Here is a 26,181-nt window from a genome sequence, read left to right on the forward strand (position 1 = left end):
TTGAAGGAGGAGGCCCGGTGAGTGCCGTTTCGGCTAGTTCCGCCGCTTCGGGGTCGCGTCCGCGTGATCCGGTTCGTGCCTTGCAGCATGCGCTCTACCGGGCGGCCAAGGCCGATCCCGGACGCAGGTTCCACGCGCTGATGGACAAGGTCTATCGCAGAGACGTCCTGGCGCGCGCGTGGGTCATGGTGCGCGCGAACAACGGCGCACCCGGCATCGACAAGACCACCCTGGGCCAGGTCGAGGAGTACGGGGTCGCCCGGCTGCTCGATGAACTGGCCGCTGAACTCCGGGAAGGGCGATACCGTCCGTTGCCCGCTCGCCGGGTGCTGATTCCCAAGCCGGGAGTCAGGGACGAGTATCGGCCGTTGTCGATCCCGGCGGTTCGGGATCGCATCGTGCAGGCCGCCGTAAAGATCGTGTTCGAACCGGTCTTTGAGGCGGACATGCTCGACTGCTCTTTCGGGTTCCGCCCGAGGCGGTCGACGCACGACGCCCTGCAAGTGCTCGTGGATGAGCAGGCAAAGGGGCGCCGGTGGGTGGTCGAGACGGATATCGCCGATTGTTTCTCGGCGATTCCGCATCAGGAGTTGATGCGAGCGATCGAGGAACGCATCTGCGACCAGTCCCTGCTGAAGCTCTTGCGACAGATTCTGCGCGCCGGGGTGATGCAGGAGGGGCAGGTGCGACGTGAGGTCACTGGCAGCCCGCAGGGCGGGGTGGTCAGCCCCGTCTTATGCAACGTCTATCTGCACCGGCTGGATCGGGCATGGGACGAAGCAGACGGGACGCTGGTCCGTTATGCCGACGATCTGATCGCGATGTGCTGGTCACGCAGTCAGGCCGAGCGGGCTCTGGCCCGGTTGACCCAACTGCTGGCCGAGCTGGGATTGGAGGCCAAGGTGGCCAAGACTCGCATCGTCCATCTGGAGGTTGGCGGGGAAGGCCTGGACTTTCTGGGCTTTCATCATCGGCTCGTCAGATCCAGGGGCCTCAACGGGAAACGACCGTTTGTGTTCCTCGCCCGCTGGCCCGCGGACAAGGCCATGCAGCGCGCCCGCGACCGGATCCGGGAGATCACCGCCCGGCGTCGGATGCTGTTGTGGCCGGAGGCAATCGTGCAGGACCTGAACGACTTCCTACGCGGTTGGGCGGGGTATTTCCGTTACGGACATTCAGCCCAGCGCCTCAGCAAGATCAGACGATACGCCCAGATGCGGCTGGCGCACTTCATACGACGACGTCACCGCCGCAGCATGGCATTCGGTTGGTGGGTGCTGACCCGCTCCCAACCGGTCGATCTGGGACTGATCAGCTTGTATGGAATCGTCGTCGCACCCAGGGCGGGTAAGCCCTGGCGGGAAAGACCGAATGCCGGCGGTGAACGACGTCGGTGAGCCGTGTGCGGGAGAACCGCATGCACGGTTCGACGGGCGGGAGCTGGAAACGGAACGGCCTGGCCACGGTCATCGGGGAAAGCACAGCCGACCGGGAAACCGGCGGAAGAAAGGCCCCGAGCCCTACCGCCATCAGCCGCAACCGCGCCAGCTCCCGACCCTACATCCCCCTCGCGGCGGGGTGCTGGTCACAGCATGATCGCTAGTCTGGCGTTCGCCTGACGACGTAAGAAACCCCTGGTAGATGGATTGATCACCACAACCAGATCCGTCACAACCAGGGGCTCCGGATGCTTTTCTATCGTGCCGCCGTCGATTTGTCGCGTTCAACGCTGAACTACGTCGCCGGGATGATCCGCCGGCACCGTAAGGCGATCAGGTCAGCCTGGCGGCTGCTCAACCCCGGCCGGCAGGCACTGCTGGTGCTGGTCTACCTGCGCAAGGGCGAGACATTCACCGAGTTCGGCGCCGGTTTCGGGGTGTCGACGGCGACCGCTTGGCGGTACGTAGAGGAGACGGTCTCGCTGTTGTCGGCGCGCTCGCCCAAGCTCGAACAGGCACTGCGTAAAGCGAAGCGGGACGGGCTGCACTACCTGGTACTGGACGGCACGCTGATCCACATCGACCGGGTCAAGGCCGACCGGCCGTACTTCTCCGGCAAGCACCGCGTGCATGGGATGAACGTGCAGGTCCTCGCCTCACCGGACGGGACGATTCTGTGGACCTCCGGCGCGCTGCCGGGCAAAGCCCATGACCTGAGTGCCGCCCGCATCTGGGGCATCCTGCGCGCACTGGAGCAGGCCGGGATCATCACCCTGGCCGACAAGGCCTATCAGGGAGCCGAGGGCCCGGTCCGCACCCCGTACAAGGGCAAGAACAAACCCGCATCCCAGAAGCAGGCCAACCGCGCCCACGCCCGCCTTCGCGGCCCCGGCGAACGCGCAAACGCCCAGCTGAAAAGCTGGAAAATCCTCCGCAAGCTACGCTGCAGCCCCAGCAAGGCCGGCCACCTCTGCAAGGCCATCGCCGTCCTTCAGAACCACCGAGTTGCGCAGGCAGCATGAGGATGAAAAGCGTTCACTGCCGAATTGTTCTCATAGGAATCAAGGCGGCGGCGTGGCGCGCCGCCGTACCCCCGGCCCTCCGCCCGCCCGCCGTCCGGGCGTGCGGCCTGGGGGCCGGTCCCGGACGGCGGCGGGACACCGGGCCAGGCCGCCGCACACCTGGCGCGCCGTACCGACCGAACGCTCAGACCGGGGTTGCCACGCCGCCGCGCAGATACAGCCCTTACGATCGCCACGACGTGGTCGGCCGCCGTGCGTGGTTGGGGGCGATCGACGATCCAGGGTTCGTTCCTCACCCTGGCTCACGGAGCAAGGTGGCTGATCACCGATTAGGGCGTGGGCGGTTGTGCACTATGCGGACCAAGTTCATGACCCCTGGCTGACGGAGTCCACCGGGCGCTCGGGGCACTCCAAGCAGACGAACATGTAGAGCGATCCAGCGTCCTGGATCATGAGATCGGTGGGGTTCTGCACTTCCTCAGGGGCGTGAGGGGTGAGCAGCGGACGCTCTTCGATGGGAGCCCAACGCTTGCCGCTCTCGATGTCGAGTTCCCAGCTCGCAATTGTCAGCAGGTGTGCCATCTCGTGGCCTCTGCCGCACTCGAACTGCACCGGATCCTGGATCCAGTCCACCCAGCCCCCAGGGCCACGGCGAGGTATCGATAACAGCCTGAGTGGCCGTTTCGCGGAGCGACTGTGCCGGGGCAGCAAGAGCCGCCTGGAGACGTGCCCAGGGACGAGAACAGGCACGACCTTCGAGATCATGAGGTTCTCGACGCCTATGATCACCAGAGAAGACCGTGCCTGTTGCCTCATCATTGCCGATCAGTGCTGCCCTTGGCCAACTGGCCGAGCATGGACCGGTGGCCGCCTCCACCGGTAATTCCCTCAGCTTGCTGGAGTGTTTCCAGCGACTTCCCGACCCTCGCGATCCGCGTGGCGTCCGGCATGCGCTGGCGTCGTTACTGGCCGGTGCCGCAGCGGCCGTGCTGGCCGGCGCGCGCTCGTTCACCGCGATCGGTGAGTGGATTGCTGAGGCCCCCGCCCAGGTGATGGCCGTCCTCGGCGTCCGCCGGGATCCACTGAGCCGGGCCTGGCAGCCGCCCGACGAGTCCACCGTGCGGCGTCTGTTCGAGCAGCTCGACACCGAGGCCCTGGATGAGGCGGTCTGCTCCTGGCTGGCCGGGCGAGCCGCCACAGCCGACACCACCATCCACAGCCCGGCTCGTGCGCGTCGTCAGGCTGTGGCCGTCGACGGCAAAGCCCTGCGCGGTGCACGCCACCGCGGCGGTGAGCCAGTGCATCTGCTGGCCACCTTCGACCACAGCAACGGCCTGGTGCTCGCGCAGACCGACGTGCACGGCAAGACCAACGAGATCACCCGCTTCCAGCACTTGCTGCAGCGCCTCGACCTGGACGATCGCGTGGTCACCGCCGATGCCCTGCACACCCAGCGCGAGCACGCCACCTTCCTCATCGAGCAGAAACGGGCGCACTACGTCCTGATCGTCAAGAAGAACCAGCCCAGCCTGTACGCGCAGGTCAAACGGTTGTCCTGGAAACAGATTCCCGTCCAGCACCGCGAACGTGACCGGGGACACGGACGTGAAGAGTGCCGCACCCTCAAAGCCGTCACTCTCACCACCGGGCTGCTGTTCCCCCACGCCGTCCAGGCAATGCGGATCAAGCGCCAGGTCAAGCGCCAGGTCAAAGACGGCAGCACGGGCAGATGGCGGACCGTGACCGTCTACGCCATCACCGATCTGCCCGCGTGGCAAGCCCCTCCCGCCGACCTGGCCGCCTGGATCCGCGGCCACGACTGCATTACGTCCGCGACGTCACCTACGCCGATGACCACAGCCGAGTCCGCACCGGCAACGCTCCACGCGCCATGGCCAGCCTGCGCAACCTCGCCATCGGTGCCCTACGCCTGACCGGCGCCAGCAACATCGCCCAAGCCATCCGCCACATCTCCCGCGACGCCACCCGGACCCTCACCGTCCTCGACCTCCCATGATCGAGAAACAGGACATAACTCCACTACGCCGGAGCCCTGCACCGTCCGGTCACGCAAGCGCTGGAGGACAAGTACCCCAAGGCGGCCGAGCATCTGGACGAGGCGCGCGAGGACATCCTGGCCTTCGCCGCCTATCCCAAGGCGGTGTGCCGGTAGATCTGGTCCAACCGTGCAGGAGCGGCTGAACAAGGAGATCCGCCGCCGGACAGACGTCGTTGGGATCTTCCCGCACCGCGAGGCGATCATCCGCCTGGTCGGCGCGGTGCTGGCCGAGTGCCGCAAGGCCGTCGAGAAAAAGAAACAGAAGACAGCAATGATGTTAATGTGACGATTGATGCTATTGCTGCTTAAATAGGTACAGATCGCAGAGTGGTCTCATTCTCATATACCACGATCTCGGACGCGGCCGACTCCTCTCCGCGCGCGTAGCGCAACGTGATCGTGAAATTTCGAAGCCATTGACCGATAAAGGGACATTTGGGCGAATGCCGTCCCTATCTAGAGGGCGGTGAGCTCTTGGGTGCTGGTGTAGCCTGGCCTCCCGCACGCCGAATTTCGAAAGAGACGACATGGTACCTGTCAGGCTGCCGAGCGGTAGAGAGATCTTGCTGCTTTCGGTCCCCGCGGACACTCTGATGACGGCCCAGAGCACGGACGAACCCGTGTACAAGGACGTCTCTTTCCATATCGAATTCCAAGATCTCGTTGATGTAGCGGCGGAGATCGGTGCCCTGCTTCGTCAGGGCATTGAGAAGATACTCCCTAGTAAGGCGTCCGTTGAGCTCAACATCGGAGTCGACGCCAAGACAGGGAAGATCACCGCCTTCTTTGTCGAAGGCGGTGCGAACGGCTCGATTAAGATCGCCTTGGAGTGGGACAGGGAAAGGCCTGCCCCGACATGACGGTCCATCTCGAGAAGCACCTTCGCAGCTGCACAGTTTTGATCACAGACGGGCAAGGCAAGGCAGCCGGATCAGGGTTCTTTGTCGCCGAAGGTCTTGTTCTGACTGCAGCGCATGTGGTGTACCAGGCCGGCGAGGGCGTGCGAGCGCAGTGGAACGGTGTCGTACTGAATGAACTCAGCCAAGAATGGCTGGACCCTCCACCGCCTAAAGGCCCCGGCTCGTGGCCCCTTCCGGATCTCGCGCTGCTCCGCGTGCACGATGACGCCGCGTCCGGCCATCCCTGTGTCCTGCTAGGCAATAGGTTGTCCGGTTCTACACTGCTTGCCGAGGGGTACACGCGGGGCACGAGTGGTGGGTATGCGCCGGATAGCGCTCGCCTGGAGTTCGAAACGGTTCGTAGTGAAGGTATCTTCTCAGTCATCAAGTGCAAAGACTCGATCATCGACGACGGCTTGAGTGGCGGCCCCATCCTTGATCTGGGATCGGGAGAGGTGGTCGGTGTTACCAAAGGACAGCGCACCAGCCTGTTGCCGATCGGCGGAATCGCTATCGCGTCCAGCGTACTGTCCGACTTGTATCCGGACCTTTGGATGGCAAACGCGCGCTTCCATCACACCGACCGCCGATGGGAATTCGCCCGCCTAAATTCATCTCAGGTGATGGATCTTACAGCTGCGACCCGTGGTTTTCTCCGAATGGTTGACCAGGTGATCGCCGAACGTCCCGCCTTCTTGCCGCCCGGTGCCGTTAGGGCTGATATTCACCAGATGCCCTCGGTGCGCGCCCTATCACACGGCAGACCCGCGGAACCCGCCCATCAGGACGAACTATCGTCTGAGGAGCTGGGCGTCAACGATGTTCGATTCGAAGGCGTCTTTCAGTGGGCACCGTTGCGGGTGCGATGGCGCAGCATCGTCCTGCGTGGGATGCCTGGACTAGGTAAGTCATGGCTGCTGAACAGCCATGCCAACGCCGTTGCCGCTGACTCTTTGGAAAAGCTCAACGATAACCGCGTTGACGGTACATCGGTCTCATTGCCTGTCCTGATCGATTGTGCAGATCTGGGGCGCATGCTGCCGACCGCGATCACCAGGGACAGTGTGTTGAGGGCGCTGGCAAACGCGATCCAGGCCGATGCCGAAGCGGATTGGGCGCAAATTCCTGTGGACGCCATCATCCGGCTTGCTTATGAGGACGGCAGGCTCATTTCGTGCCTTGACGCATTGGATGAAGTGAGCATTGCCGATCGGCAAAAGATTCGTCAGGCTCTGCCGATCCTCACGGAGCGCGGAAACCAGCTGCTGATCACCTCACGACCTTCGCGTACGCTACACATTGACACAGCGGCATTGGGTGGCTGCTTCAATGCCGATGTCGTCGGTTTCTCCCCTGGCCAAGTGTTCGCTTTCGCCCGCTCCTGGTTCGCCCGGCACCCAGTCAGGAGTACTGAATTTGAAGCTGAACTGCTCGACCGCCCAGAACTAAGAAGATTGGCAAAGGTGCCGCTGCTGGCCGCCTTCCTATGCCGACTGGCCTCCGAAGGAAATAACGTCCAGGTACTGCCTTCAACGCGTGTCGAGGTGCTTCAGTCTGTCATGCTTGGCGCCTTGTCGGGTCGTTGGCGTGACCCGACCTTGCAGGCCCTGGACCCAGATAGCCCGCCTGACCCGACTCTCCGGCTCAGAATTCTCTCTGATGCAATCGGCAGGCTGAGTCGTCCATGGCGCTCCCGCGTCGATCGGTTCTCCCGTCCCAATCTCGCCGTTGCACTCCGCGAACATCCGGACCACGCTAGAACTGCTACGGAGGCTGACACACGCTGGTATGTATGGCAGACACTACGACCCGCGATGAGCAGCCAGCCCCGCCCGCTTTCGGACCCGTTGATATGGGAATATATGTTTGACGGACTACTTGCTCACGATCTCAGCGAGTCGAGCGAGTCCATGATCCGGTTCACTCATCCCGTTCTGGCTGAGTACTGCATGGCCTCGTATCTGGCGTCCCAGACGGCGGACGAGTTGCGAGGCATCGTCACCGCACACCGCTGGTTCGACACACCTTGGTATGAGATCTGGCCGCTGACGGCGGGTCTAATGGCGCACCCAGGCACCCTAGTGGAATTGCTCCTCGACACGCCGACGGACTCCTGGTACGAGCAGACGTTCCTCGCGAGCCGTTGTGTCGCGGTCGCTGGCGCCCGTATGTCCACCGAGTTGAAGACCCGCGTGCTATCGGCTGTGATTTCCGCTACCCAGAGTTGGCGCTCATTCGACCGTGAGCGTGCTCTACTCCATCTGGGCGAGCTCGTTCATGCACGACTGGATGAAGCCGTCAAGGCCTCGCGCCGGTTGCTGAACAGTGAGGAGATCGAGTCTTCTACCCTTCTGAGGGTCGCCGGCCTGCTTGCAGAGATCGGTGATCCTGCAGGATTGAAGATCGCCCGGAAATGCGTCAGTGACCGCGGCGTACCGACCGTCTATCGAGCGTGGAACGCGCGGGCGATCGTTCTCGCGAATGATCCGGAAGGTCTCGTCGCCCTACAATCCGCCATAAGAAACGCTCGCACTGTGAGTGAACTGCGCATCCTCGTCAACGCGATCCCAGTGGAGAGTCAGGTCGGTAGCAATCTCGCTGCACAGATTCTCCGGGACCACGAAGTCCACACACGGATCCGGGCTACGGTCGGCGCAGCCCTTATCCGGACAGGTGACGCTCATCGCATCCGCTTGGCCAAGGAGCTCGCCGCGACGCCGCTCACCGTCTGGCACCTGCGTGCGGCTCTCATCTCGGAACTTCTCGCCGTAGGCGAAGACGATGTCCTCCAACTGGGCCTCGAGTTGTTCGATGACCCCAACCTGTCGGCCGACCAACGTGTAACCCTTGTGGAATCACTGGTGCGGAGAGGCGAGACCGCCGTTCTGCCCCGGGCCGTTCAGATGTTGAGCAGGAGGGATATCAGCTGGGAGGAACGCAGGCAGTTGGCGCGGTCGGTGGTCGAGCTAGGCCCAGCCGGAATCGAAGAGTTGCTCACTCAGGTCCGTTCACCGCTCGACATCGACCTGAAGATGCGGCACATCATCGCCCTCGTCGAGGCCGGTGAGTGTCTCGATCTAGCCGCCGAGCTAGTCGCCGATCCCGGAGCGCCCGCGTGGATACGGACGAGAGTGGCCACCAGCCTCTTGGAGCGCGGTTACCTCTCAATACCACATACGGTGGTGGCAGAGCTGGCCACCGACTTCGAGCCCGAACACGACTTCCAAGGTGAGCTCATCATCGCCATGGCAGGGCGTGACATTCCCGGCGCGGGTGCGGCCGCCGTGAGCTTGCTAGGCCGCGAGCGTGCGTCCAAGGCCAATTATGCCGGCAGCAAGAAATTCATCGGCGGTCTGGCGACCGCTGGCCCGGAGGGATACGCCAGCCTCGATCGGATAGCCCGGGACAATGAACTAGCCGAGGAGGATCGCGCACTTGCTATCGACGCCATGGCCGACACCAATCCGGGAGAGGCCGCCCAGCTTGCGCTATCTCTCGCAGAACAGTTCACCAAATTTGCCAACTCTCGTCTCACGCTCCTACTCGCTGACAAGGGAGTGGTCGAGGTTGCCGACCAGTTGTCGACGCAGTTGAGGGATGAGCCTGCGGCTTATCGCGCCCTCTTCCAGCTATTGAGCAGCCCGCGGGCGTCCCAGGAACTCGTCGAGGCACTCCTCCCTGCCGCTCATGCGGCGACCATCGCGGAGGCGCCAGAGCCACCAGCGCCCCTGACGCTTGACTCACATTTCCTTGAAGAGGCGGGCATCACCTGGTCCTCCGAGGCGGAGAAGGAGGCGATCACTGACTGGGTCGCCGATAGGATCAGGGAAAAAGTGAGCACCAAGGTGTTCTCCTTCCTGACAACCAGCCAGCTTGACGAATACGAGCAGCTCGAAAGCGCAGAGCAGCATGTCGAATTCTTGGCCACGCGATCAGGTGGGTATCCCGAACTCGTGCGCAGCCAGGCGGCCGTCGTCCAGCAAGAGATCCGTGACAACCCATCGATCGTCCCTCCGTTCAATGTCGTGCAGACCATGCAGCCAATGCGACGGCTCTCGTACATCGCCGCCGCCATCGAAGAGTGGGTCATACTCACTCAGTCCAGTGGTCCGCAGAGCAGCGCCCAGTTTCTCGCCGCCAACGAGTCGGTGATCGTAACCCCCGAAGGCCATGCGTTGCTGAGAATTGCCTGCCAGATGACGGCAGCATGGAATCCATATGAAGGGCATCAGTTCTTGGTGGAAGTGGCTTTGCGGAATGGCCTTCAGGCGTCCCGCAAGCTTATGGAGGACTCTGACAAGTTGCATGATCTCCTGCGTGAGTATCTTAACGAAGGAAATGGAATGCAGCTACTTTATGCCGCGCTGGCAGGCCTCGTCCTGGAACCAGGATCGGAGGTGGTGGCGTTCTACGGTGCACTTGGCGCGGCCCTCCTCGAAAATATGGAGTTGAGTGTGGCGCTGATGGCGCTCAGCGGTCGGTCCGCGAGCGAGGACCAACGCAAGGACGGCCTGGCCACTCTGCAGGAGAACGCTGAGCGATTCCAATGGAACGAGGAGTGCGTCAGGGTGCTACGCGGTGCGCTCAGAAACGAACTAGGGGACATCGAATGACGGATAGGAAACGTCGGGCTGTCCGGAAACCTCGCCTTCCTGCCCCGACCATGAGCCCCATCGTCACTATTTGCCCAGTACGCGGCGACGAGCAGATCTGCGTGCCGCTCAATCAGGTGCTTATCAGGGGAACAACTGGCGGAATCGACGAATTCTATTCCGCGTGTTCCTGCGGGCGGAGATTCGCGCTCTCACGATCAGCTCAGCGCCGGTTGGCCGAACTGGCTGGTGACTACGTCGCAATCACCGAGGCCCATGACACGCCCGCCGCCCGGGTACTTGACATCCTTATAGAGAAGACGACCTGGCCAGCGGGTCATACGAGTTCATTGGCAAAGTCTGGCATCGTCCCCATCGGCACGCCTGTGCTCCATGCGCCGACAGAGCAAGTGAGGGTCATCAGCCGGGGGCTGTTCAATTTCGGCCGCCACATGATCTCGGTGATGAATCGTGCCGAAGGAATTGGACTGGCGGCCAACCAGGTCGGTGTTCCATTACAGGTGCTGGCTCACGACTTCGGGCGCGTGGTTCCCCAGATCATGGTGAATCCCGAGATCCTTCGTTCTAAAGGCACGTGGAGCTATGGAGAGGGCTGCCTCTCATTGAAGATTGAGGGTACTGCCGCCGATGTCGTACGCCCGAAGATTATTACTGCGGTGGCAACTTTGCCTACTAGCCAGACGATCATCGTCCAGGCCGACGAAATCCTAGCGCGTGTCCTGCAACACGAGATCGACCATCTGAACGGCATCGAATACGTACAGCGGCTCATCGGTACCGACCAACTGGAGGTCTATTCCAAGATCGAAGGGAGAGGAATCAACCTCTCTTGCATACCGCCGATGCCCTACGCACGCACCTGATGGTCCTTGGCATGTCGACGGGAGGAACACCATCCCGTCATCGGCCGAAGAAGACCGCATCGCGGGCACCGCGCTTGCGCGACATCAAGGCCCGCGGTAAGGGATCATGACGGCGGCCGTGAGAAGCGGTTCTGATCCACTTCTTGCTTCTTGTGATCTGGTGACGGGGTATGACGACAATCAGTCGGCGTGGAGGATCTGGAGGCGGAGAAGGTCGAAGCTGGCACGCCCGTAGCCGTCCCTTTTGATCCGCTCCGGAATTCCACTCCAGGGTCAGCCCGGCATTGGCAGTGTCGAAGTCCTGGCGCAAGCCGCGAGCCAGGCTGCGGAGCGGCTTGAGGCCGGTGGCCTCGGCCTGGTGGAGCTATGCGGGCAGGAGGTGGCCGTGCCGGTTGGTCATCATTTCGGCCGGCCGCTGTAGACATCCACACGATGCCTCGGTTGTCGGTTAACCAGGCAACTCGTCCAACTCCGTCCAGAGCTTGACCACGGCCAATACGCAGCCAAGTTGAGGTGGTCATAGGCGTACGCCCAGGTCAGCGCATGATCGTGACGGGACTGTAAAACCGTCGGCTCAGCCTACGCAAGTTCGAACCTTGCACCTGCCACACGCAGTAAGCGCAGCTCAGAGGCCCTACGGGGCCTCTTCTGCATTTCAGGGGTATGCAGCCGGATGCCGCTGTGAGCGGCCGTTTGTCGGTGGTTGCGGGATATACGCGGGATGGATCCGGGGACGTTTCCCCAGGTCGAGGCCCATGATCCGGAGTATGCGCGGGATGACGTGGCCCCTGCAACGCCGAAAGGCCCCGGGGAAACCGGAGCCCTTTGGGTGGTGCCGTCCGTGATCTCCTGCAGTGAGTACGTCCGCGATCCGCTGGTTGACGATCTCCTCCTGGCCGTCGATCAAGTGGCGGCGCGGCGCGCCGCTGTACCTCCGGCCCTCCGCCCGCCCGCCGTCCGGGCGTGCGGCCTGGGGGCCGGTCCCGGACGGCGGCGGGACACCGGGCCGGTCACCGCACGCCAGCCCTGCCGTACCAACCGAACGCCCCGGCCGGGGTTGCCGCGCCGCCACACAGATGCAGCCCTACGATCGCCACTGCATGGCCGGTCGCCATACGTGGTCGGGGGCGATCGACGATCCAGGGTTTGTTCCTCACCCTGGCTCACCGAGCAACGTGGTTGATCTCGGATGCCAAACTCCGCCGAAGCACCTTTGCGTGCCGCGCTCGCCGGGTTTACATCGGCGCCTGTGGAGAGGTGCAGCAGGGTGGAGATGGACGCCATCCTTCCCTGCCGCCGGAGGGCGTCAAGGGGTACAAATGTCTTTCATCAGGTCCCAGAAGGACCTGTGACGATTGGCGCCGGCCTTCCAGCCCGCGAGCAGCCACGCCTCCCACTCGCCATCGGAGGTCATAACGTGGGGGTTGAGGAGTAGGAGTCCGTCCCACAGCCCGACCAGAAGAGTGTCACGCACATATTCGTTTCTGATGTTGTCGCTGCTCTGCTCCTTTCCGTAGACGAAGTAGAGGTCATCGGGCACGCTCGGGCGCTCTTCACCCATGGGCGAGGTCCAGGCTTCGACCGCTGAGGGCCAGACGTCACGGAGCCAGCCGACTTCCGCGACCGGTGCCACGGAGTACTCCTCGATGCCCCAGCCGTTGGAGAACAGGAGGAACTGCCGATAGCTCGGCGGCAGTCTCACACCCAACCGCTCTTCGAGTTGACTGACTTCAAACTCACTGGCCGGGGGGTGGAGACCGTGACCCGGCGGCAACGGCGGATGGTCAGGGCCTTCGGCCACCGGTTCATCCTCCGGCAAGAGATCAGACCATGGGTACGCGGCACTCATGGAGGGCGACGGTATCGGCCACGACTGACCTTTTGCGTGACGCTCCTGGGAGCCAAGCTGGGAGCCAGCGGGCCGGACGACCTTGCACCGGGCCGGACTGATACGGACAGACGCCACGTGCGCGACCTGCGTGGCGAATGCGCCTGAACGCCCTCGCACATCGTTTGGGGACCTTGTGAACAGAAGGTCAGACCGTACCCGCTCGCGGCCGGCAGCGGGCCGCCAGGGTTGCAGTTTAAGTTGCAATACGAGGTCGTTCGGAGCCGTTCAGAATGGACCCCACATAGCCGCTGGCCTGCATTGAACGATGTGGAACGGCTGAAACTGGATCTTTCAATCCTTAGGTTCGGGTTCGAGCCGCCGACCATGCGGCCTGCGCGAGGCTGCGGTCACCAGCCTGGCGGCTCGCCGGAGCTATGGGAGGGTTCCGGGCCGTGTGCGGTGGTCGTACGGGATCGCCCTGCTGCTTTAGGCGACCTGCTTCGAGGAGGCCGTCCATGTGTTGCAGGAACCGGGATCACCAGTGGCGAAGCCTCGCTTGACCCAGTAGGCGATGCTCTTCTTCTTGCCGTAGATGACGGAGTCGGAGAACTGGCCGTAGAGCTCGGACACCTTCTTGGCGGACCGGCCCTTCAGCGGCCAGACGCTCCCGAGGAAAACTCCGGACAGGCAATCTTCCTGCAGGGCCTGACGCCGCAGTTGCTCCGTCCACTCCTCGTAGGAGTAGTAGCGGAGTCCTTCTTTCGCCTTCTGGATGCCGACCAGGCGCTGCACGTGGTGGCCATAGGCCCTTGCCGCTGTGTAGGACAGCCACAGATTGTCAGGCTCCCCGAGCCAGCTTCTGCCGAGCTGGTAGGTGATGCCGTCGGTCGCAGGGCAGTACCAGGACTGCGAGTCGTCGGCCGAAATCCTCATCCCACACCACCTCTTGGGAAGCCTCTTGACGAAGGTGACCTTGGCCTTCTCGAAGGGCACCTCGTTGGCGGTGAGGTGCTTGCCCCAGGTGGCGTCGAGGCAACGGAAGATCGCCAGGATGTAGGCCTTCGCGGAGACGGAGTCATTCGCCTTGATCGACTTCTCGGCGCACTTCGACGCGGGCAGCTTGCCGTAGCCGTAAAGGGCGTTTTCTGTGAGCTGAGGCTCGTTCTCGATTGGATACGCCGCAGCGGGGGTGCTTAACGCCAGCACTGAGACGCAGCTCAGGCTGGCGATGACGAGGAGTCTCACGGAGCGTGACAATACGGTCTAGACCATCCCGGGAGCAACAGTCAGCGATTACTATCAAGCGCCGATTTCTGTACTCATCCTCCTCGGAGGCCCGTCGGCGACCTGCGACGCCGCTACCCCACCGCACTGCGCAACGTCCGGCCTCCGAATCCGAGGTAGAAACCGCTGGTCCTCTGCAAGTGGGAGGCCTCTCTCCCCGAGAGATCCGCGGTTCCGGGGATGATCGTGACTGGTTCTGCCTCGCGGGATATGTGCGGGATGATCTTCCCTGGTAAGGGACGGGTGAGAGCTGTACCCCGAGGTCAGAGGCCTGGTGAGGTCGGGAATGTCAGCCCGCTGTAAAACCGTCGGCTCAGCCTACGCAAGTTCGAACTTTGCACCTGCCACCAGCAGTAGCTGCAGGTCAGAGGCCCGTCGGGGCCTCTTCTGCGTTTCGGGGGTACGCAGCCAGACGCTGCGCTGAGCGGCCGTTCGTCGCTGGTCGCGCAATATACGTTCATTGATCTTGGCCGCGTTTTCCCTGGTCAGGACTTGCTTTTCGCAGGTTGATGTACCCGTGAGACGCAAACGAGCCCCGGAGATCATCTGGGACTCGTTGTGTGAGAGAGGCAACGGCGTCGGCTATCCGGCGGTTCGCGAGGTCGTACGGTCGCCTGGCGAGCGGAGAGGCGACCTGGGAGGGCGTCAGGGCGAGCTTGCGGGCTTCCTGCCAGACCTCTGTGTAAGCCGTTGAGGCGACGACTCCGCCGTGCTCGCTCTGGAAGAGTCGTCCGCCTGAACCGAGGCCGAAATCTTCAATGTGTTGCCGAAGGATCTTCACCAGAGTTGGCGGGATGCGGACGGGACGGACGTCATCACGCCCACGGTGCTTGAGGCCACGTTCCTCATGGGTGTCCCCGGTGTCGGTCCACTGCCTGTTGACCTCGGGGCGGGATACGTCGATGAGGAAGCGTCCGCAGCCGATTGCCGGAAGGCCGCAGTCCTCCCTGCGGAGGGCCATGGCTTCGGCGGGCGAAGAGCGGTGTAGTACATGCAGGAGAACAGGGGCATGAGCCGCCAGCTGCGCCCCCGTCTGCCTATGTAGGTCACCGCGGTCAGCAGCTCTTGTGCCTGACGAGGGTTCGCCAAGATTCGCGGGTCTACGGAAATCAGTCGTCTTGGCCGGCTTCCATTTGATCCGGTGCAGCGGATTTGCCGAAAGCTCTTCCAGCTCCACGACGTACTCAAGCGGCGGCGCGGCGCGCCGCCATACCCCGGCCCTCCGCCCGCCCGCCGTCCGGGCGTGCGGCCTGGAGGCCGGTCCCGGACGGTGGCGGGACACCGGGCCGGCCGCCGCACGCCAACCTCGCCGTACTTGCCGAACGCTCCGACGGGGGTTGCCGCGCCAACGCACAGATGCAGCCCAACGATCGCCACGGCATGGCTGGTCGCCGGACATGGTCAGGGGCGATCGAAGGTGCAGGGCTTCGATCCTCAGTCCTGGCCCACCGGGCAACAGGCTGATCACCGTGTGCAACACGAATTGGAACGGTGGCTCGTCCAGCGCGTCGCCGTTCATGCGACCTAGCTACGATCCGCGGGTGCGCCGGCGCACTAGGACGATCAGCCCTATCTGGATGACAAGTAGCACCAGGGCGATCAGTCCCGATGTGGCGGTCATCTCTTCCTCTGATAGCCCGCCAGCACATTCCGTGATGTTGCCGCCCTCGTATAAAAAGGTGCAGTCATGTCCAAGGATCGCGGCAGCGATGAACCAGTTGGCAAGCAGAAGGGGGACCGTGCCTAGGACAAGGAGCAGTGGGATGTAGTTCGCCCTCCCACCCGCCGGGTTGGCCTTCGCCGGAACAGATTCGAGACGCCCGCCTGTATCGGAATCACGACTCACTTCGAACACATAAGCAGAGGCAAGTGATCATGACAAGGTCGATACGGTGCACTTCCTGTGCAATATACGTGCAATGATCACGGGTTCGCATCGGGGTGAGACACGGTCATGCCGCAGGTGGAAGGCCATATATCTCAACCGCAACGGTCACGCGCTGTAAAACCTTCGGCTCAGTTTACGCAAGCTTGAACCTTGCACCTGCCACACCAGCGGGAAGGGGCCCGTCACCAGCGGAAACGCGGTGACGGGCCTCTTTCGTTGTGTCCGGCCGTCTACGGCTGACACCGGCGCTCTACGGTTGATCGTTCCCTGTACGTTCCTAGCGATCATGGCTGGTGGGCCGCGGCCTTGGATGTGCCTGCGGGCGTCGCCTCGCTCAGCGTGAGGTCTGTGGCGGCGCGGGGCAGCGGCGTACCCACTCTTCGTCCCACACGAGTTCAGCGCCGGGTGAGGGGCGCGTGGCGATTCTCTTCCAGTCTGTGTGCCCTGGTAAGGGTCGTGGAGCTGGGCTTCGGCGGCGGACAGCCTGAGCGAGGCGGTCACGATGAACTGGCAGCACCAGGCGACAGGACGCCCGGGATCACGCGGGCCGGGGCGGCCGCCTCCCAGGTGCTGTGGCGGCGGACGCCGGGTGCTGCCATGAGGCGAGCCGGCGGCCGCGCGGACGGGGCTCAGCGGCTGAAGAACGCGAAGGTGCGGGCCTTCTCCTCCGGGGTGCCCATCGGGATGATCGCCAGGTCGGTGACGCCGGCCGACGCGAACCTCTCGACGCCCTTCTCGACCTCGTTCTCGTCACCGGCGATGAGCAGCTCGTGCACGCCCGACAGGCCCTGCCGGTCGAGCACGGCGCGGTAGGCGGCGAGGTCGCCGGCGATGCCCATCTGCGCGTCGAGCTCGCCGCGTACTCGGTCGGGGTCCGAGGTGATGCAGACCATGGCGGGGGCGAACACGCGCGGCGCGGGTCGTCCGGCCGCCTCGGCGGCGGCGGTGATGCGGGGCAGGACGAAGTCGCCGATGAATGGGGCGCCCACCCAGGTGAGGATCGTGCCGTCCGCCAGCTCGCCGGCGACGCGCAGCATCACGGGGCCGAGCGCGGCGATCAGCACGGGCGGGGGCTCGGCGCCGGGCGCGGAGATCTGGCCGGTGACCGACAGCGTCTCGCCTTGGAAGTCGACGGGCTCGCCGCGCAGCAGCGGGCGCAGGGCGGTGAGGTATTCGCGGACGTGGACGGCCGGGCGGTCGTACGGCACCCCGTACATGGCCTCCACGAATTGCTTGTGGCTCGGGCCCAGGCCGAGGGTGAAGCTGCCGCCGCTGATGGCGTTCGCGGCGAGGGCCTGCTCAGCCATCGCGTACGGGTGCCTGGCGTAGGTGATGGCCACGCTGGTGCCCACCTCCATGCCGGGGTTCAGCCGGCCGGCCAGCCCCGCCACACTGATCGCGTCAAGCGAGGCATATTGGTTGAAGAAGGCGCTCTCGAACCCGGCCTTGCGGGCGGTGCCCACCTGCTCCAGCAGGGTTTCCAGGTCCGCGCCCCCGGTGACCAGGGCGATGCCCAGTTTCATGTTGGCGTCCTAAGGTGAAGGGGAGATTCCGGTTCCGTTCCTGCGCGGTACACTAACCTGAATCCAGGATTCACGTTAAGGGGATGAACAGATGATGCGGGCCGATGCGCGGCGCAATCGCGAGCGCATCCTGATGACGGCGCTAGAGCTGTTCACCGAGCGCGGGCCCGGCGTCTCGATGGAGGAGATCGCCCAGACCGCCGGCCTGGGCGTCGGCACCCTTTACCGCCACTTCCCCGATCGCAGGGCCATGGTGGAGGAGCTGGCGGAGATCACGCTGGAGGGGCTGCGGACGCACATCCGCGGCCGGCTGGAGGAGCGGCCGGAGACGTACTGGGCGCTGCTGCTCGACGTGATGAACTACTGCGCCTGGCAACCGCTGACGCTGATCGCGTCGCTCGCCGGGTCGGCGGCGGTGCCGCCGTCCTGCGCGAAGCTTTGGGACGAGGTCGGCGAGCTGCTGGCGGAGATCGCCGGGCGGGCGCAGCAGGAGGGCTCGATGCGCCGCGACCTCACCCCCGAGCAGGCCGTGGGCGTGCTGTACGCCACCGTCTGCCGTCCCGCCTCGCGCTTCGACGGCCCGCTGACCACGGTCGTCCTCGACGGCCTGCGCGCCACGGCTCACCAGGAGCCACAGCCGCCCACTGGTCGGAAGCCTTGAAGGGTGCCGCCGGCGGAGCGGCGCCTGGCTCCGCACGAGCCTGGCCGCTCGCGGGGCGGTCAGCCGGCCGCGCGCCGGATGGGCTCGGCGATCCGCTCCTCGGTGCCGACGTCGAGCCACCAGGTGCCGCGGGGTGCCGCTACAGGCGACAGAGGTGAGTGGCGGGGGGCAGGTGATCCTTATTTCCTGCGGCGAGCGCGTAGCTGGGTCCCCAGTGTCTACGAGTCTTCCACCGTAACGGAAACGTGGTGACGGGCCTCGCTGCTTCACATCCGGATGTCTACGGCCGAAACCAGCCAACTGCGGCTGATCGTCCACAGCGCGTTCCCCTGAGATCTTGTCCTGAAGCGCTGGATTCACCCCCCCATGGGCGTGGGACTGCTCCGTGACCGAGCGGCCTCAGGGCTCTCGTGGGCTCATAGGCCGATGTTGGACTTGGCGCCCATGTAGGAGCCGGCCCCGGGCCAGCCGTTCTGCGCCAGTTCGACGAACCGCGGGGAGAAGCCGAGGGTCGGCAGCTCGGTCACCGGGACGAACCGGACGCCGCGGATCGGGGTGGTGTCGGCACCGTCGGCGGCGGCCGCCACGCTCCCGCCGACTCTGGTGGCCTTGAACGTCATGTGGATGACATGGGTGCCGTTGCCAGGGAGGTGGTCGCATACGTACAGGAGGTGGTCCACCCGGATGTCGAGACCTGTCTCCTCGCGCATCTCGCGCAGCAGCGCGCCTGCGATGGACTCGCCCTGCTCGACCTTTCCGCCGGGCAGCGACCATGAGCGGCCGGTGTCGGTGTCCTGGTCCAGCAGCAAGATCTGACCCTCTTCGATGACCACGCCGGTAACGCGCACCTTCATGGGAGCAACGTATTCCAGCAGGCCACGGCCGAGGGGGGAATCGGGCGGATGGAGGTGTGATCGTCGTCGGCGGGCTGGGCACCCAGGTCCGTGAGCGGGTGCGCCTCTTGCCGAAGGGTGGCTGCCCGTCGCAGAGCGGTCGGACGCCGTCCAATGGCTGTAAGAGATCGCCGCGCTCGGTCCGGCCCGAGCGGTGATCGTGTGGCACCCAGTAGGGCTTCGGCCAGACGGCCCAGCCCTGAGGGCTATGCGGGGAGCAGGGTGAAGGCGCCGACGTGAGCTGGTCGGACCGTGGAAAGTGGCGTACATCTAGTGTGAACACCTCGTTGACCTGGAGACGCTCTGCTATAGCGACGACTGAGGCGTCAACTGCGCCGAACGAGAAGTCCGCATACTGCTCGACCAGCGAAGCAGCTCTGGAGAGGTCACGCTTGGTCAGCTCGACGAGTGTGAAGACGTCCGGTCCAAGAGCGCGGAGAAACGCAGCCTCCGGCGAGGCGCCGCCGAACCGAGAGATCATGTAGCACACTTCCGCTGTGACGAGGCTGGGGACGAGGACCTCATCACGCGCGTCGTGCAGGCGCTGGAACTCGCGGACGCAGCGTTCATGATGGGCATCGTCAGCAAGCGCGGCGGCCACGAGCCGGCCGGTGTCGACGACGATCACTCCTCGCGCCCGAAGCCCTCAGCAAGGATTTCCTCGGTACGGGCGGATTCGTCCGAGCGGCCGGCATGGACAGAGCCGAAGAACGCCGGAGGCCATGGTTCGCTCTCGCTGTGTCCGGAGGCGTGAACCAGCCGCAGCGTGTGCGCGCGGATCTCCTGGAGTTGGTGTCCAGCGAGCTGGTCGACCAGCCGATGCAGGTCGTCGTACTCTTCAGGGGCGGCAGCGGCCATGCGTCTGAATCTACGCGCTGGAACTGATCGATTCCGAGCTGTCCAATATGCGTGCAATGATCTTGTCCGCCAAGAGCGGGTGTAGGATTCGGCGCAGGTCAAGAGTGCAGTGGAACCGGGAACGGTCACGCGCTGTAAAAACCCCCGCGGCGGGTTCGCCACCAAACTCCGACTGTCGGCCGACGGCCGCTGCCGGATGTCGGCGCTGGTGCTGACACCGGGTCAGTACGGCGAGAGTCCGCAGTTCCGGCGGCTGTCGGTTGTTCGGTCAGCTGACGGTGGCGGGTTGGGCGGACAGGAGGGTTTGCGTCCAGCCTGTGGTGTCGACGGCACCCTGGCCGCGGAGGTCGTCGGCCCGGCCGTCGTAGGGGTTCTCGTCGTCGTAGCGGAAGAGGGAGCCCTCGCCACGGTGGCCGTAATACACGCCCCCGCCGGGCGACAGGAGATGGTCGAAGACCTGCCAGGTGGTGTCGCGAAGCTGGTACCTCTGCCAGGAGCCGGCGCCGTTGATCCGGTAAGAGATCAGCCTGCCGTCAGTCGTTGTGCCGAGAATCCAGCCAGGGCCGGTGGCGGTCAGGGTCTTGAGGGTAAAACCGTCGCCGATCTTGGTGTTGCCGCTGATATCGCTGATCGTGGGCTTGGCCGCGTTGATGGTGTAGCGGCGCAAAGTGCCGCCGGCGATGCCGAACAGGTGGCCGCTGCCGTCGTAGGCGAGGAGGTCGTGGGTGTAACCGCGGCCGAGATAGACCGGCCGATCGAAGGTGAGGCTGCCGCTGTTGCTCTGGATGTCGACCCGGTAGAGCCGGCCTTCCCGCCCGTCCTCGGTGACCAGGATGGTGTCGGAGTCCAGTGTCGCCATCGCCTTGGGGGTGAAACCAGAGTGGCCGTGGACACCACCGCGCCATGCGTGCGCTGTCCGGTGGCGGCATCGATGGCGGTGTAGGTCAACTTCCCGTCTGGCGACGCCCCGTAGATCGAAGCGGTCTCCTTGGCGGAGGAGGCGGGGTTCTGCGCATGGGTGAGGGTTTCCCAGCCCAGGAAGTGCGACGTCGCCATGGGGCGCTTCCGCTCGACCCACTTGGCGGCGTAGGGGAAGTCGTCGTAGCCGAGCCGGTTGTGCAGCGCGTTGTAGCCGACCTCGTAGTGGTTGCCGAGGTCGGCCTTGACCTTGCCGCCGCACAGCCAACTGGGGACTGAGCCGCCGAGTTGTATCTTGGCGTGCAGGTCCATCGCGCGGCGCAGCCGGTGCTTGGCCGTCGCATACAGGTCTATGCCCTGGTGGTGGGCCGTCTCAGCCACATGGGAGATGGCTGCGAGGCCCCAGCCGGTGTGCCAGAAGTCGCGGCAGGTCTCCTGGGTCAGGCCGTCCACGAACTTGGTCTGGCCGTGCCAGTATTCGATGATCTCGGCCTTGGTGTTGTACTTGCTGCCCGGCGGAGCTTTGGGAATCGACCCGTCGGTGGTGAGGTAGATGTAGGCGGGCAGCCGGCCGCGCCAGGTCGCGACCGCCTTGTTTGAAGGAGGTCCGGTCATCGAGATGTACGGCGATGCCGATGGCGGCATCGGTCATGATCAATTCCCAGTTGCCGTTGTTGTTGGGCCGTCCGGCGAGCAGGATCGGGAGGTACACGGTGCGGAGCTTGCTCGCTAACCGGTCGGCCTGGCTCCAGCCGCCGCCGTAGGTGTGCTTGATGAGCTCGGCCGCCCGGGAGAAGTTGGCGCCCGCCCAGCCGGTCTGCAGCGGCGCGTTGCTTCCGGTGTGCTTGGTGATCACGGCCGACCAGGCGTCCATGATCTGGATCGCCTTCTTGGCGTAGCGGGCGTCCTTGCTGAGGTACCACCGCAGGGCATGCGTGTAAGCCGCCATCGCGTCCTTACGCTCGTCCGAGCAGCCGTTGTCGGGAATGGAACCTCCGCCGCAGTTCACGTCGGCGCGGGGCTTGGCCGGGTAGGACAGCGAGGCGAAGGAGCTTTTCTGCAGGGCGTCCCAGGCTGACTTCCAAGGCTCCTTGTCGAGGTTGGCCCTGACGAAGTCGAGCTGGACACGGCTGACCAGGACACCGGGGTGCTTGAACCCGGCAGCCTGTGCGGGCTGCGGAACAGCCAGGGCGGCGGCCACGAGCATGACGGCGGCAACAGGACGAGCGAGACGCACGGGTTTCCTTTCCGAAGGGGCTGGACGGACGGAGCCCGGCGTAGCTGGAGCTTCGGGGTGGCCGGAGTCAGAGGGCCTTAAAGGTGACGAAGGCGCGCGGGGCGGGGCCTTCCAGCGGGTGGCCGACGTTCGCGGGCCCTGACTCCTGGGCCAAGCTCATGAGCGCCTTGGCCATGGCATTCCGGCAAGTGGGGTGCGGCGCACCGGCATCACGCATGGAGCAGATGCGCCACCTGATCGGCAACCACGGCTTGCCGCCAGAACCTCTGTCCGGCCAGGCTCGCTACGAAGATCACAACGTACGCCGAATGACGATCCCGGAATCCGTCCATCCGGCTCAGGAGCCGTCTATTAGTTTGTCCACTTGGCCTTGCAGCGGTACTTGCCGTCGAAGAAGGACGCCTCGTAGGTGTACCCCTTCTGCAACGTCATGCCCCGGCTGTAGTGCGTCTGCCCTGAACCCAGGTTGACGTTCAGCTGGCTCATGCCGACACCGTTCTTCAGCGATTTGAAGGTGCCGGTGCGCCCCTTGGTCATACGGCCCCAGACATAGGTCGTGCCCTTGTATGTGCCTGTGCGCACCTGGCACTTCAAGCCCACCGGCCCCGACCAGACGGTGTCGGTGTCCCGGGTCTTGACGTTGCTCGCCTTGCTCGGGTCGTCGAGGCCGCTGCCGGCCTGGGCGCCGGGCGCGTAGACGGTGAGTCCGACCGCCGCGGCGGCCAGGCCGCTCACGACGGCGGTGATCCAGCCGGTACGCCTGCTCATCATTGGTCTCTCCCAAGAGTCGATTCTCACGGAAAGTCGACCCTAGGGATCGCCGGTATGTCTGCGGTATATCAAGCCTCAGAGCTCGATCGCGTTCTTGACATGGTCGACCGTGCTCTCGGCGCAAGGACCGACATATGCGATTGCCCATTCGGCTACTTGAGGAGCGGGAACTCCTGCGTTGTCTCCGGAGTATGGACGGCGGCGCTGTCGCCATCATGGCCAGTCAGGTGATGCGAGCGCCAGGAGATCAGCGCCTGCTCCGCGCGGCGATGGCGCTCCAGTAGCCAGTCCGGGTAGTGGGAGCACGACTGCAGCTTCGGGATCGCCAGCTCGATCGTGCACCGGGCAGGCGTCACATGTCGACAGGTCTCGCATCGCGGGGTCTTCCATTCATTGGGCTCATGCTCAAGGAAGCCCGAATTTCCTCTTGATGGCTACTGCTTCGTCCTCGGTCACTTGGGCTGGCGTACGGCCCAGTGCCGCCTGCAGCTCACCGACGATCCTGTCTCCTGACATGCGAATTCGGGCTCGGAACTGGGCAAGCTGTTCTCCGAACAGTTTCGCCGTCGGTCCGGTCCACACGGTTCCACTCTGGAACTGACGGTAGGGCGTTTCCATGCTGTTACTGATTTCCTCGAGCATGGGACCGACTGTGCGCAGGGCCTTGCTCAGGGCCTCGTGGAGAGGGTTGGCAACCATAGCCGCCATAGTTAGTCCTTTTTCTTACGAGGAGCGGTGACGTCAGTTATCAGCTTGGGGGCGATCAGTTTCATCAGAGCGATCACGTCGGCCGCATTGTCGCGCCCTTCGACGCCCTTGGACAATCCGACGAACAGCTGGGATTTCCCTCTTACCAACACCGCGCCTGCTTGCGTCTTTTCCGTTGTCCCGCCTTGGGTGTAGAACCCGATCCCACCTGGGACAATCTCTGGCAGCGGCGTGTTGCCAGCTTCGATTTGGTATCTGACCCAGCGCTCCCCTCCTCGCGGATTCAAGTCGATCTCCAGCAGCTTCTTTTTCTCGCCAGTTGGTTGGTAGACAGCGCATCCCCCCATGCCCACGCCATCGTCGAAAGCCAAGTTGAAATCTCCGCTCGAGATCGGCTTGCGGACTCCTGTCATCAGCTCTACAGCGCGAAGAGGAATGTGGTCGCATACATAGGGCGGTGCGGCGACAGTGGGCAGTGACGTCCGGTCGATAGGAGGTTTCTGGGTGCTAGTACAGCCGACAATCAGCGCTAGTGTCACGCCGAAAGCAGTGGCAGCCTTTATGGTTTTTCTTCGTTTGTGCCCCCTTGATATTTGCTGAAGCTGCGGTCGTATGCCTTGGATAGTTCGTCCCTTGTTTCCTTCCATATCGTTCCCTTGTGGTCGTCTAGCAGCCAGTTTTCGTAGTCGGTTAGCTCGGGATGCTGGACGGCGCCCTCGGGCGTCATCTCCTCCAGCGTCATCAGGGATCCGTCGGGTTTGCGGAAGCTCAAGGAGCCGTGAGCGTCTTTGCCGAAGAGTCCGTGGTTGAACATGGCCTGGGCGACGAGTTGGGTCGCCAGAAACTCTCCACGAGCTTTCGCCACGTTGGCGTCGTACACCGCTTGGTTCTTGTTGACCTCGGTCTTTGCGGCGTCCTCTATCATTCCGGTCCAAGCGCCCACGACTCCGGCTGTGATCGGCCAGCCGCCGGTTTGCGGAATCGCCAGCGCAGTGTTCACCACCGCCATGAACTCCTTTATCTTCTGCTCTTGGACCTCATCCCTTCTCTGGCCGGTGGCTATCTCAGCCAATCCGGTCGCGTCTGTGATCAGGCCGAATCCGGCACCGATTTGTTTCGCTGCACCTGTGAAGCTCGCGGAGTCGCCGCTTGCCGCAGTGCGGTTGAGCAACCTGTCCGCCCATGTGGTCTGGGCGGCCATCAGCGTCGCGACGGTCTTGGGGTCCTCGTTGAATGCGTACTTCATGACCTCGCGTACGCTGTCGGTTGCGAACTCCGCACCCCAGGGATCATGAGGGTCGCCGTCGGTGCGAACGCCCGTCGGGCGAAGACCTGACCGTGGCGCAGCGTAATTGATATCTGGGATGTACGCAGCAAGGATGAGCGCTGACGTGCTGGCCGGGACGGCGGATTTGCCCCCCTTGAGAAGGTGATCAGCCTGCACCTTGGCGAAGTTCGAGGCCAGCAGGGCCGATGTGAAACCGCGAGACGGATGTTGTGCGGAGCCGTTATGGTCCCGGAAGACGGTGGTGGCCGCCTCCACCGCCTTGCCCACCGTTGCCTTGCCGTTCAGCGTGGGACGTTCGGTGAGGAAATGTTGGAGCGCTGTGGGATCGCCGGCGAAGAAGTCTTGAGCGGCTGCGGGGTTCCGGCTCAGTGCCTCCATCATGTCCACGATCGGGTCGTTATGGAAATCTCTGAGGGCTGCTCCGCCTTGAGCGGTTGACTTGCGGTCCTGCGTGTCGATCGCTCTGGCCACCTGTAGCAGGAAGGATGAGTCGAATGAGCCGTGCTTTATTGCCTTGCTGAGGGCCTGGTGGTCCTGCGGCTTCAGGCCGGAGGTGAACTCCTTACGCCAATTGGCATCCAGCCGAGGACTGGCCGTGCCGAGGACCTTGCTGAGGGCGACCTGCAGACGTGTCAATGACTTGTCGCCGTTCACCGTCCTGTCCATGACCTCGCGGAACTTGGTAGCTCCCAGCGCGTGCATGAGCGTCGTGGCGAAGGCGGGATCGTGGATGCGTTTCTCCAACTCGGCAAGAGTCTTTTCGTCGATCTTGCCGGTTTTGGCGGTCTCGGCCAGTTGGGCTGCGGCGGCGTAGACGTCCGGGTTGCTGGAGGACCGGTTGTAGAGGGACTCGTCGAAGGGGATCATGTCGGGGGAGTCGGCACCCCAGGTCGTGGTCATTGACTGGATGGTCTCATTCCGTCGGCGCAGTTCCGGACGTTTGGAGCTGACCCAGTTGCCCATCTCACGCAGTGCCGTCAAGGCCGAGGTGTCGAGGTGGAGTTGGCTCAGGGCTTGGCGGATCCGTGGCTCGTGTATACCGAGCGCCGTTTCGAGCCTGCCGAGGTCACGCTCGAAGCGGGTCATCTCCGAAGGCGTGATGCCCGAGTAGTTCCAGTTGGCAGGCTTGGGAGTCTGGGAGGGTCTGGCCGGATCGGGGTCACCGGTTCCGCTTGGTGGCGGTGTGGGCCTGTTCTCGGGGCGGTCCGGTGTGGGTAACGGCGTGGGGGCCGGCTGTGCCGGGTCCCCAGAAGGCTGGTCGGGCCTGGCCACTGGGGGCGGGGTGGGAAGGGGATCGGGCACTGGCTGACTCATAACGGGTCTCCAGTACGGAACGGCATGAGTACCGCCGAATTATCGCTGATCTCCGTACGCCACGGCAGTGGCCTATAACTTAATAGCATGATCATTCCAGGCATGGTCGATG

General features: G+C 64.0%; 19 protein-coding genes and 2 pseudogenes. 8 read left to right on the forward strand and 13 right to left on the reverse strand.

Annotated features, from left to right (window positions below; all coding sequences use genetic code 11):
• The first annotated feature begins 17 nt into the window (after positions 1-17).
• Complete coding sequence (gene ltrA / locus B0I32_RS32820; protein WP_106246366.1) at positions 18-1,397, forward strand: group II intron reverse transcriptase/maturase; 1,380 nt, start codon at positions 18-20, stop codon at positions 1,395-1,397.
• Positions 1,398-1,687: 290 nt separating this feature from the next.
• Positions 1,688-2,461 (forward strand): transposase family protein, encoded by a 774-nt coding sequence (locus B0I32_RS32825; RefSeq protein WP_106246368.1) that lies wholly within the window; start codon positions 1,688-1,690, stop codon positions 2,459-2,461.
• Between the two features lie 366 nt (positions 2,462-2,827).
• On the opposite strand, the gene B0I32_RS56710 is transcribed toward B0I32_RS32825, so the two are convergent.
• Positions 2,828-3,094, reverse strand: a complete 267-nt coding sequence (locus B0I32_RS56710; protein WP_146178392.1) for a hypothetical protein — start codon at positions 3,092-3,094, stop codon at positions 2,828-2,830.
• 230 nt (positions 3,095-3,324) lie between these two features.
• Here B0I32_RS56710 and B0I32_RS32835 point away from each other — a divergent pair, with 230 nt between their 5' ends.
• From B0I32_RS32835 to B0I32_RS32855, 5 genes and pseudogenes are all read left to right on the forward strand, one after another.
• On the forward strand, positions 3,325-4,395 hold the full coding sequence (locus B0I32_RS32835; protein WP_219912115.1) for an ISAs1 family transposase: 1,071 nt from the start codon (positions 3,325-3,327) through the stop codon (positions 4,393-4,395).
• Between the two features lie 149 nt (positions 4,396-4,544).
• Positions 4,545-4,829, forward strand: a pseudogene (locus B0I32_RS32840) (transposase); the annotation flags it as partial.
• Between the two features lie 218 nt (positions 4,830-5,047).
• Positions 5,048-5,380, forward strand: a complete 333-nt coding sequence (locus B0I32_RS32845) for a CU044_2847 family protein (RefSeq protein WP_106246371.1) — start codon at positions 5,048-5,050, stop codon at positions 5,378-5,380.
• Positions 5,377-10,032, forward strand: a complete 4,656-nt coding sequence (locus B0I32_RS32850; protein WP_106246372.1) for a serine protease — start codon at positions 5,377-5,379, stop codon at positions 10,030-10,032. The genes B0I32_RS32845 and B0I32_RS32850 overlap by 4 nt, the downstream gene beginning before the upstream one ends.
• Before the next feature lie 50 nt (positions 10,033-10,082).
• Entirely contained in the window at positions 10,083-10,895 is an 813-nt protein-coding gene (locus B0I32_RS32855; RefSeq protein WP_181308006.1) for a peptide deformylase, read from the forward strand.
• A gap of 1,306 nt (positions 10,896-12,201) precedes the next feature.
• Here B0I32_RS32855 and B0I32_RS32860 read toward each other — a convergent pair.
• The 3 genes from B0I32_RS32860 to B0I32_RS32875 all read right to left on the reverse strand — a co-directional run bounded on the left by B0I32_RS32860 (position 12,202) and on the right by B0I32_RS32875 (position 17,421).
• Positions 12,202-12,744: an SMI1/KNR4 family protein gene (locus tag B0I32_RS32860; RefSeq protein ID WP_146178393.1), complete on the reverse strand. Its 543-nt coding sequence runs from the start codon at positions 12,742-12,744 to the stop codon at positions 12,202-12,204.
• A gap of 468 nt (positions 12,745-13,212) precedes the next feature.
• The gene (locus tag B0I32_RS32865; protein ID WP_181308008.1) at positions 13,213-13,971 is read right to left on the reverse strand and encodes a neutral zinc metallopeptidase; all 759 of its coding nucleotides are present in this window, start codon (positions 13,969-13,971) and stop codon (positions 13,213-13,215) included.
• 2,556 nt (positions 13,972-16,527) lie between these two features.
• The gene (locus tag B0I32_RS32875) at positions 16,528-17,421 is read right to left on the reverse strand and encodes a TIGR03564 family F420-dependent LLM class oxidoreductase (protein WP_106246380.1); all 894 of its coding nucleotides are present in this window, start codon (positions 17,419-17,421) and stop codon (positions 16,528-16,530) included.
• Between the two features lie 91 nt (positions 17,422-17,512).
• Between B0I32_RS32875 and B0I32_RS32880 the strand changes: the two genes are divergently transcribed.
• Positions 17,513-18,082 (forward strand): TetR/AcrR family transcriptional regulator, encoded by a 570-nt coding sequence (locus B0I32_RS32880; RefSeq protein ID WP_245956173.1) that lies wholly within the window; start codon positions 17,513-17,515, stop codon positions 18,080-18,082.
• A 416-nt stretch (positions 18,083-18,498) separates the two neighbouring features.
• Here the strand turns inward: B0I32_RS32880 and B0I32_RS32885 are convergent, their stop codons facing one another.
• The 9 genes and pseudogenes from B0I32_RS32885 to B0I32_RS32920 all read right to left on the reverse strand — a co-directional run bounded on the left by B0I32_RS32885 (position 18,499) and on the right by B0I32_RS32920 (position 25,841).
• The gene (locus tag B0I32_RS32885) at positions 18,499-18,936 is read right to left on the reverse strand and encodes an NUDIX domain-containing protein (RefSeq protein WP_106246381.1); all 438 of its coding nucleotides are present in this window, start codon (positions 18,934-18,936) and stop codon (positions 18,499-18,501) included.
• 355 nt (positions 18,937-19,291) lie between these two features.
• A pseudogene (locus tag B0I32_RS32890) lies at positions 19,292-19,603 on the reverse strand (PIN domain-containing protein); the annotation flags it as partial.
• Positions 19,600-19,833 (reverse strand): hypothetical protein, encoded by a 234-nt coding sequence (locus B0I32_RS32895; protein ID WP_106246383.1) that lies wholly within the window; start codon positions 19,831-19,833, stop codon positions 19,600-19,602. The pseudogene B0I32_RS32890 and the gene B0I32_RS32895, both read right to left, overlap by 4 nt.
• Positions 19,834-20,101: 268 nt before the next feature.
• Positions 20,102-20,692, reverse strand: coding sequence for a tachylectin-related carbohydrate-binding protein (locus B0I32_RS58000; RefSeq protein WP_219912116.1), 591 nt, complete (start codon positions 20,690-20,692; stop codon positions 20,102-20,104).
• 432 nt (positions 20,693-21,124) lie between these two features.
• On the reverse strand, positions 21,125-21,988 hold the full coding sequence (locus B0I32_RS59065) for an alginate lyase family protein (RefSeq protein WP_219912117.1): 864 nt from the start codon (positions 21,986-21,988) through the stop codon (positions 21,125-21,127).
• 351 nt (positions 21,989-22,339) lie between these two features.
• Positions 22,340-22,759, reverse strand: a complete 420-nt coding sequence (locus B0I32_RS32910; protein ID WP_106246386.1) for a hypothetical protein — start codon at positions 22,757-22,759, stop codon at positions 22,340-22,342.
• Between the two features lie 405 nt (positions 22,760-23,164).
• Complete coding sequence (locus B0I32_RS56720; RefSeq protein ID WP_146178394.1) at positions 23,165-23,401, reverse strand: hypothetical protein; 237 nt, start codon at positions 23,399-23,401, stop codon at positions 23,165-23,167.
• A 68-nt stretch (positions 23,402-23,469) separates the two neighbouring features.
• The gene (locus B0I32_RS56725; protein WP_146178395.1) at positions 23,470-24,006 is read right to left on the reverse strand and encodes a hypothetical protein; all 537 of its coding nucleotides are present in this window, start codon (positions 24,004-24,006) and stop codon (positions 23,470-23,472) included.
• A gap of 20 nt (positions 24,007-24,026) precedes the next feature.
• Positions 24,027-25,841: a hypothetical protein gene (locus tag B0I32_RS32920; RefSeq protein WP_106246390.1), complete on the reverse strand. Its 1,815-nt coding sequence runs from the start codon at positions 25,839-25,841 to the stop codon at positions 24,027-24,029.
• Positions 25,842-26,181 lie beyond the last annotated feature (340 nt).

Source organism: Nonomuraea fuscirosea (assembly GCF_003001935.1).
Taxonomy (GTDB): Bacteria; Actinomycetota; Actinomycetes; order Streptosporangiales; family Streptosporangiaceae; genus Nonomuraea; species Nonomuraea fuscirosea.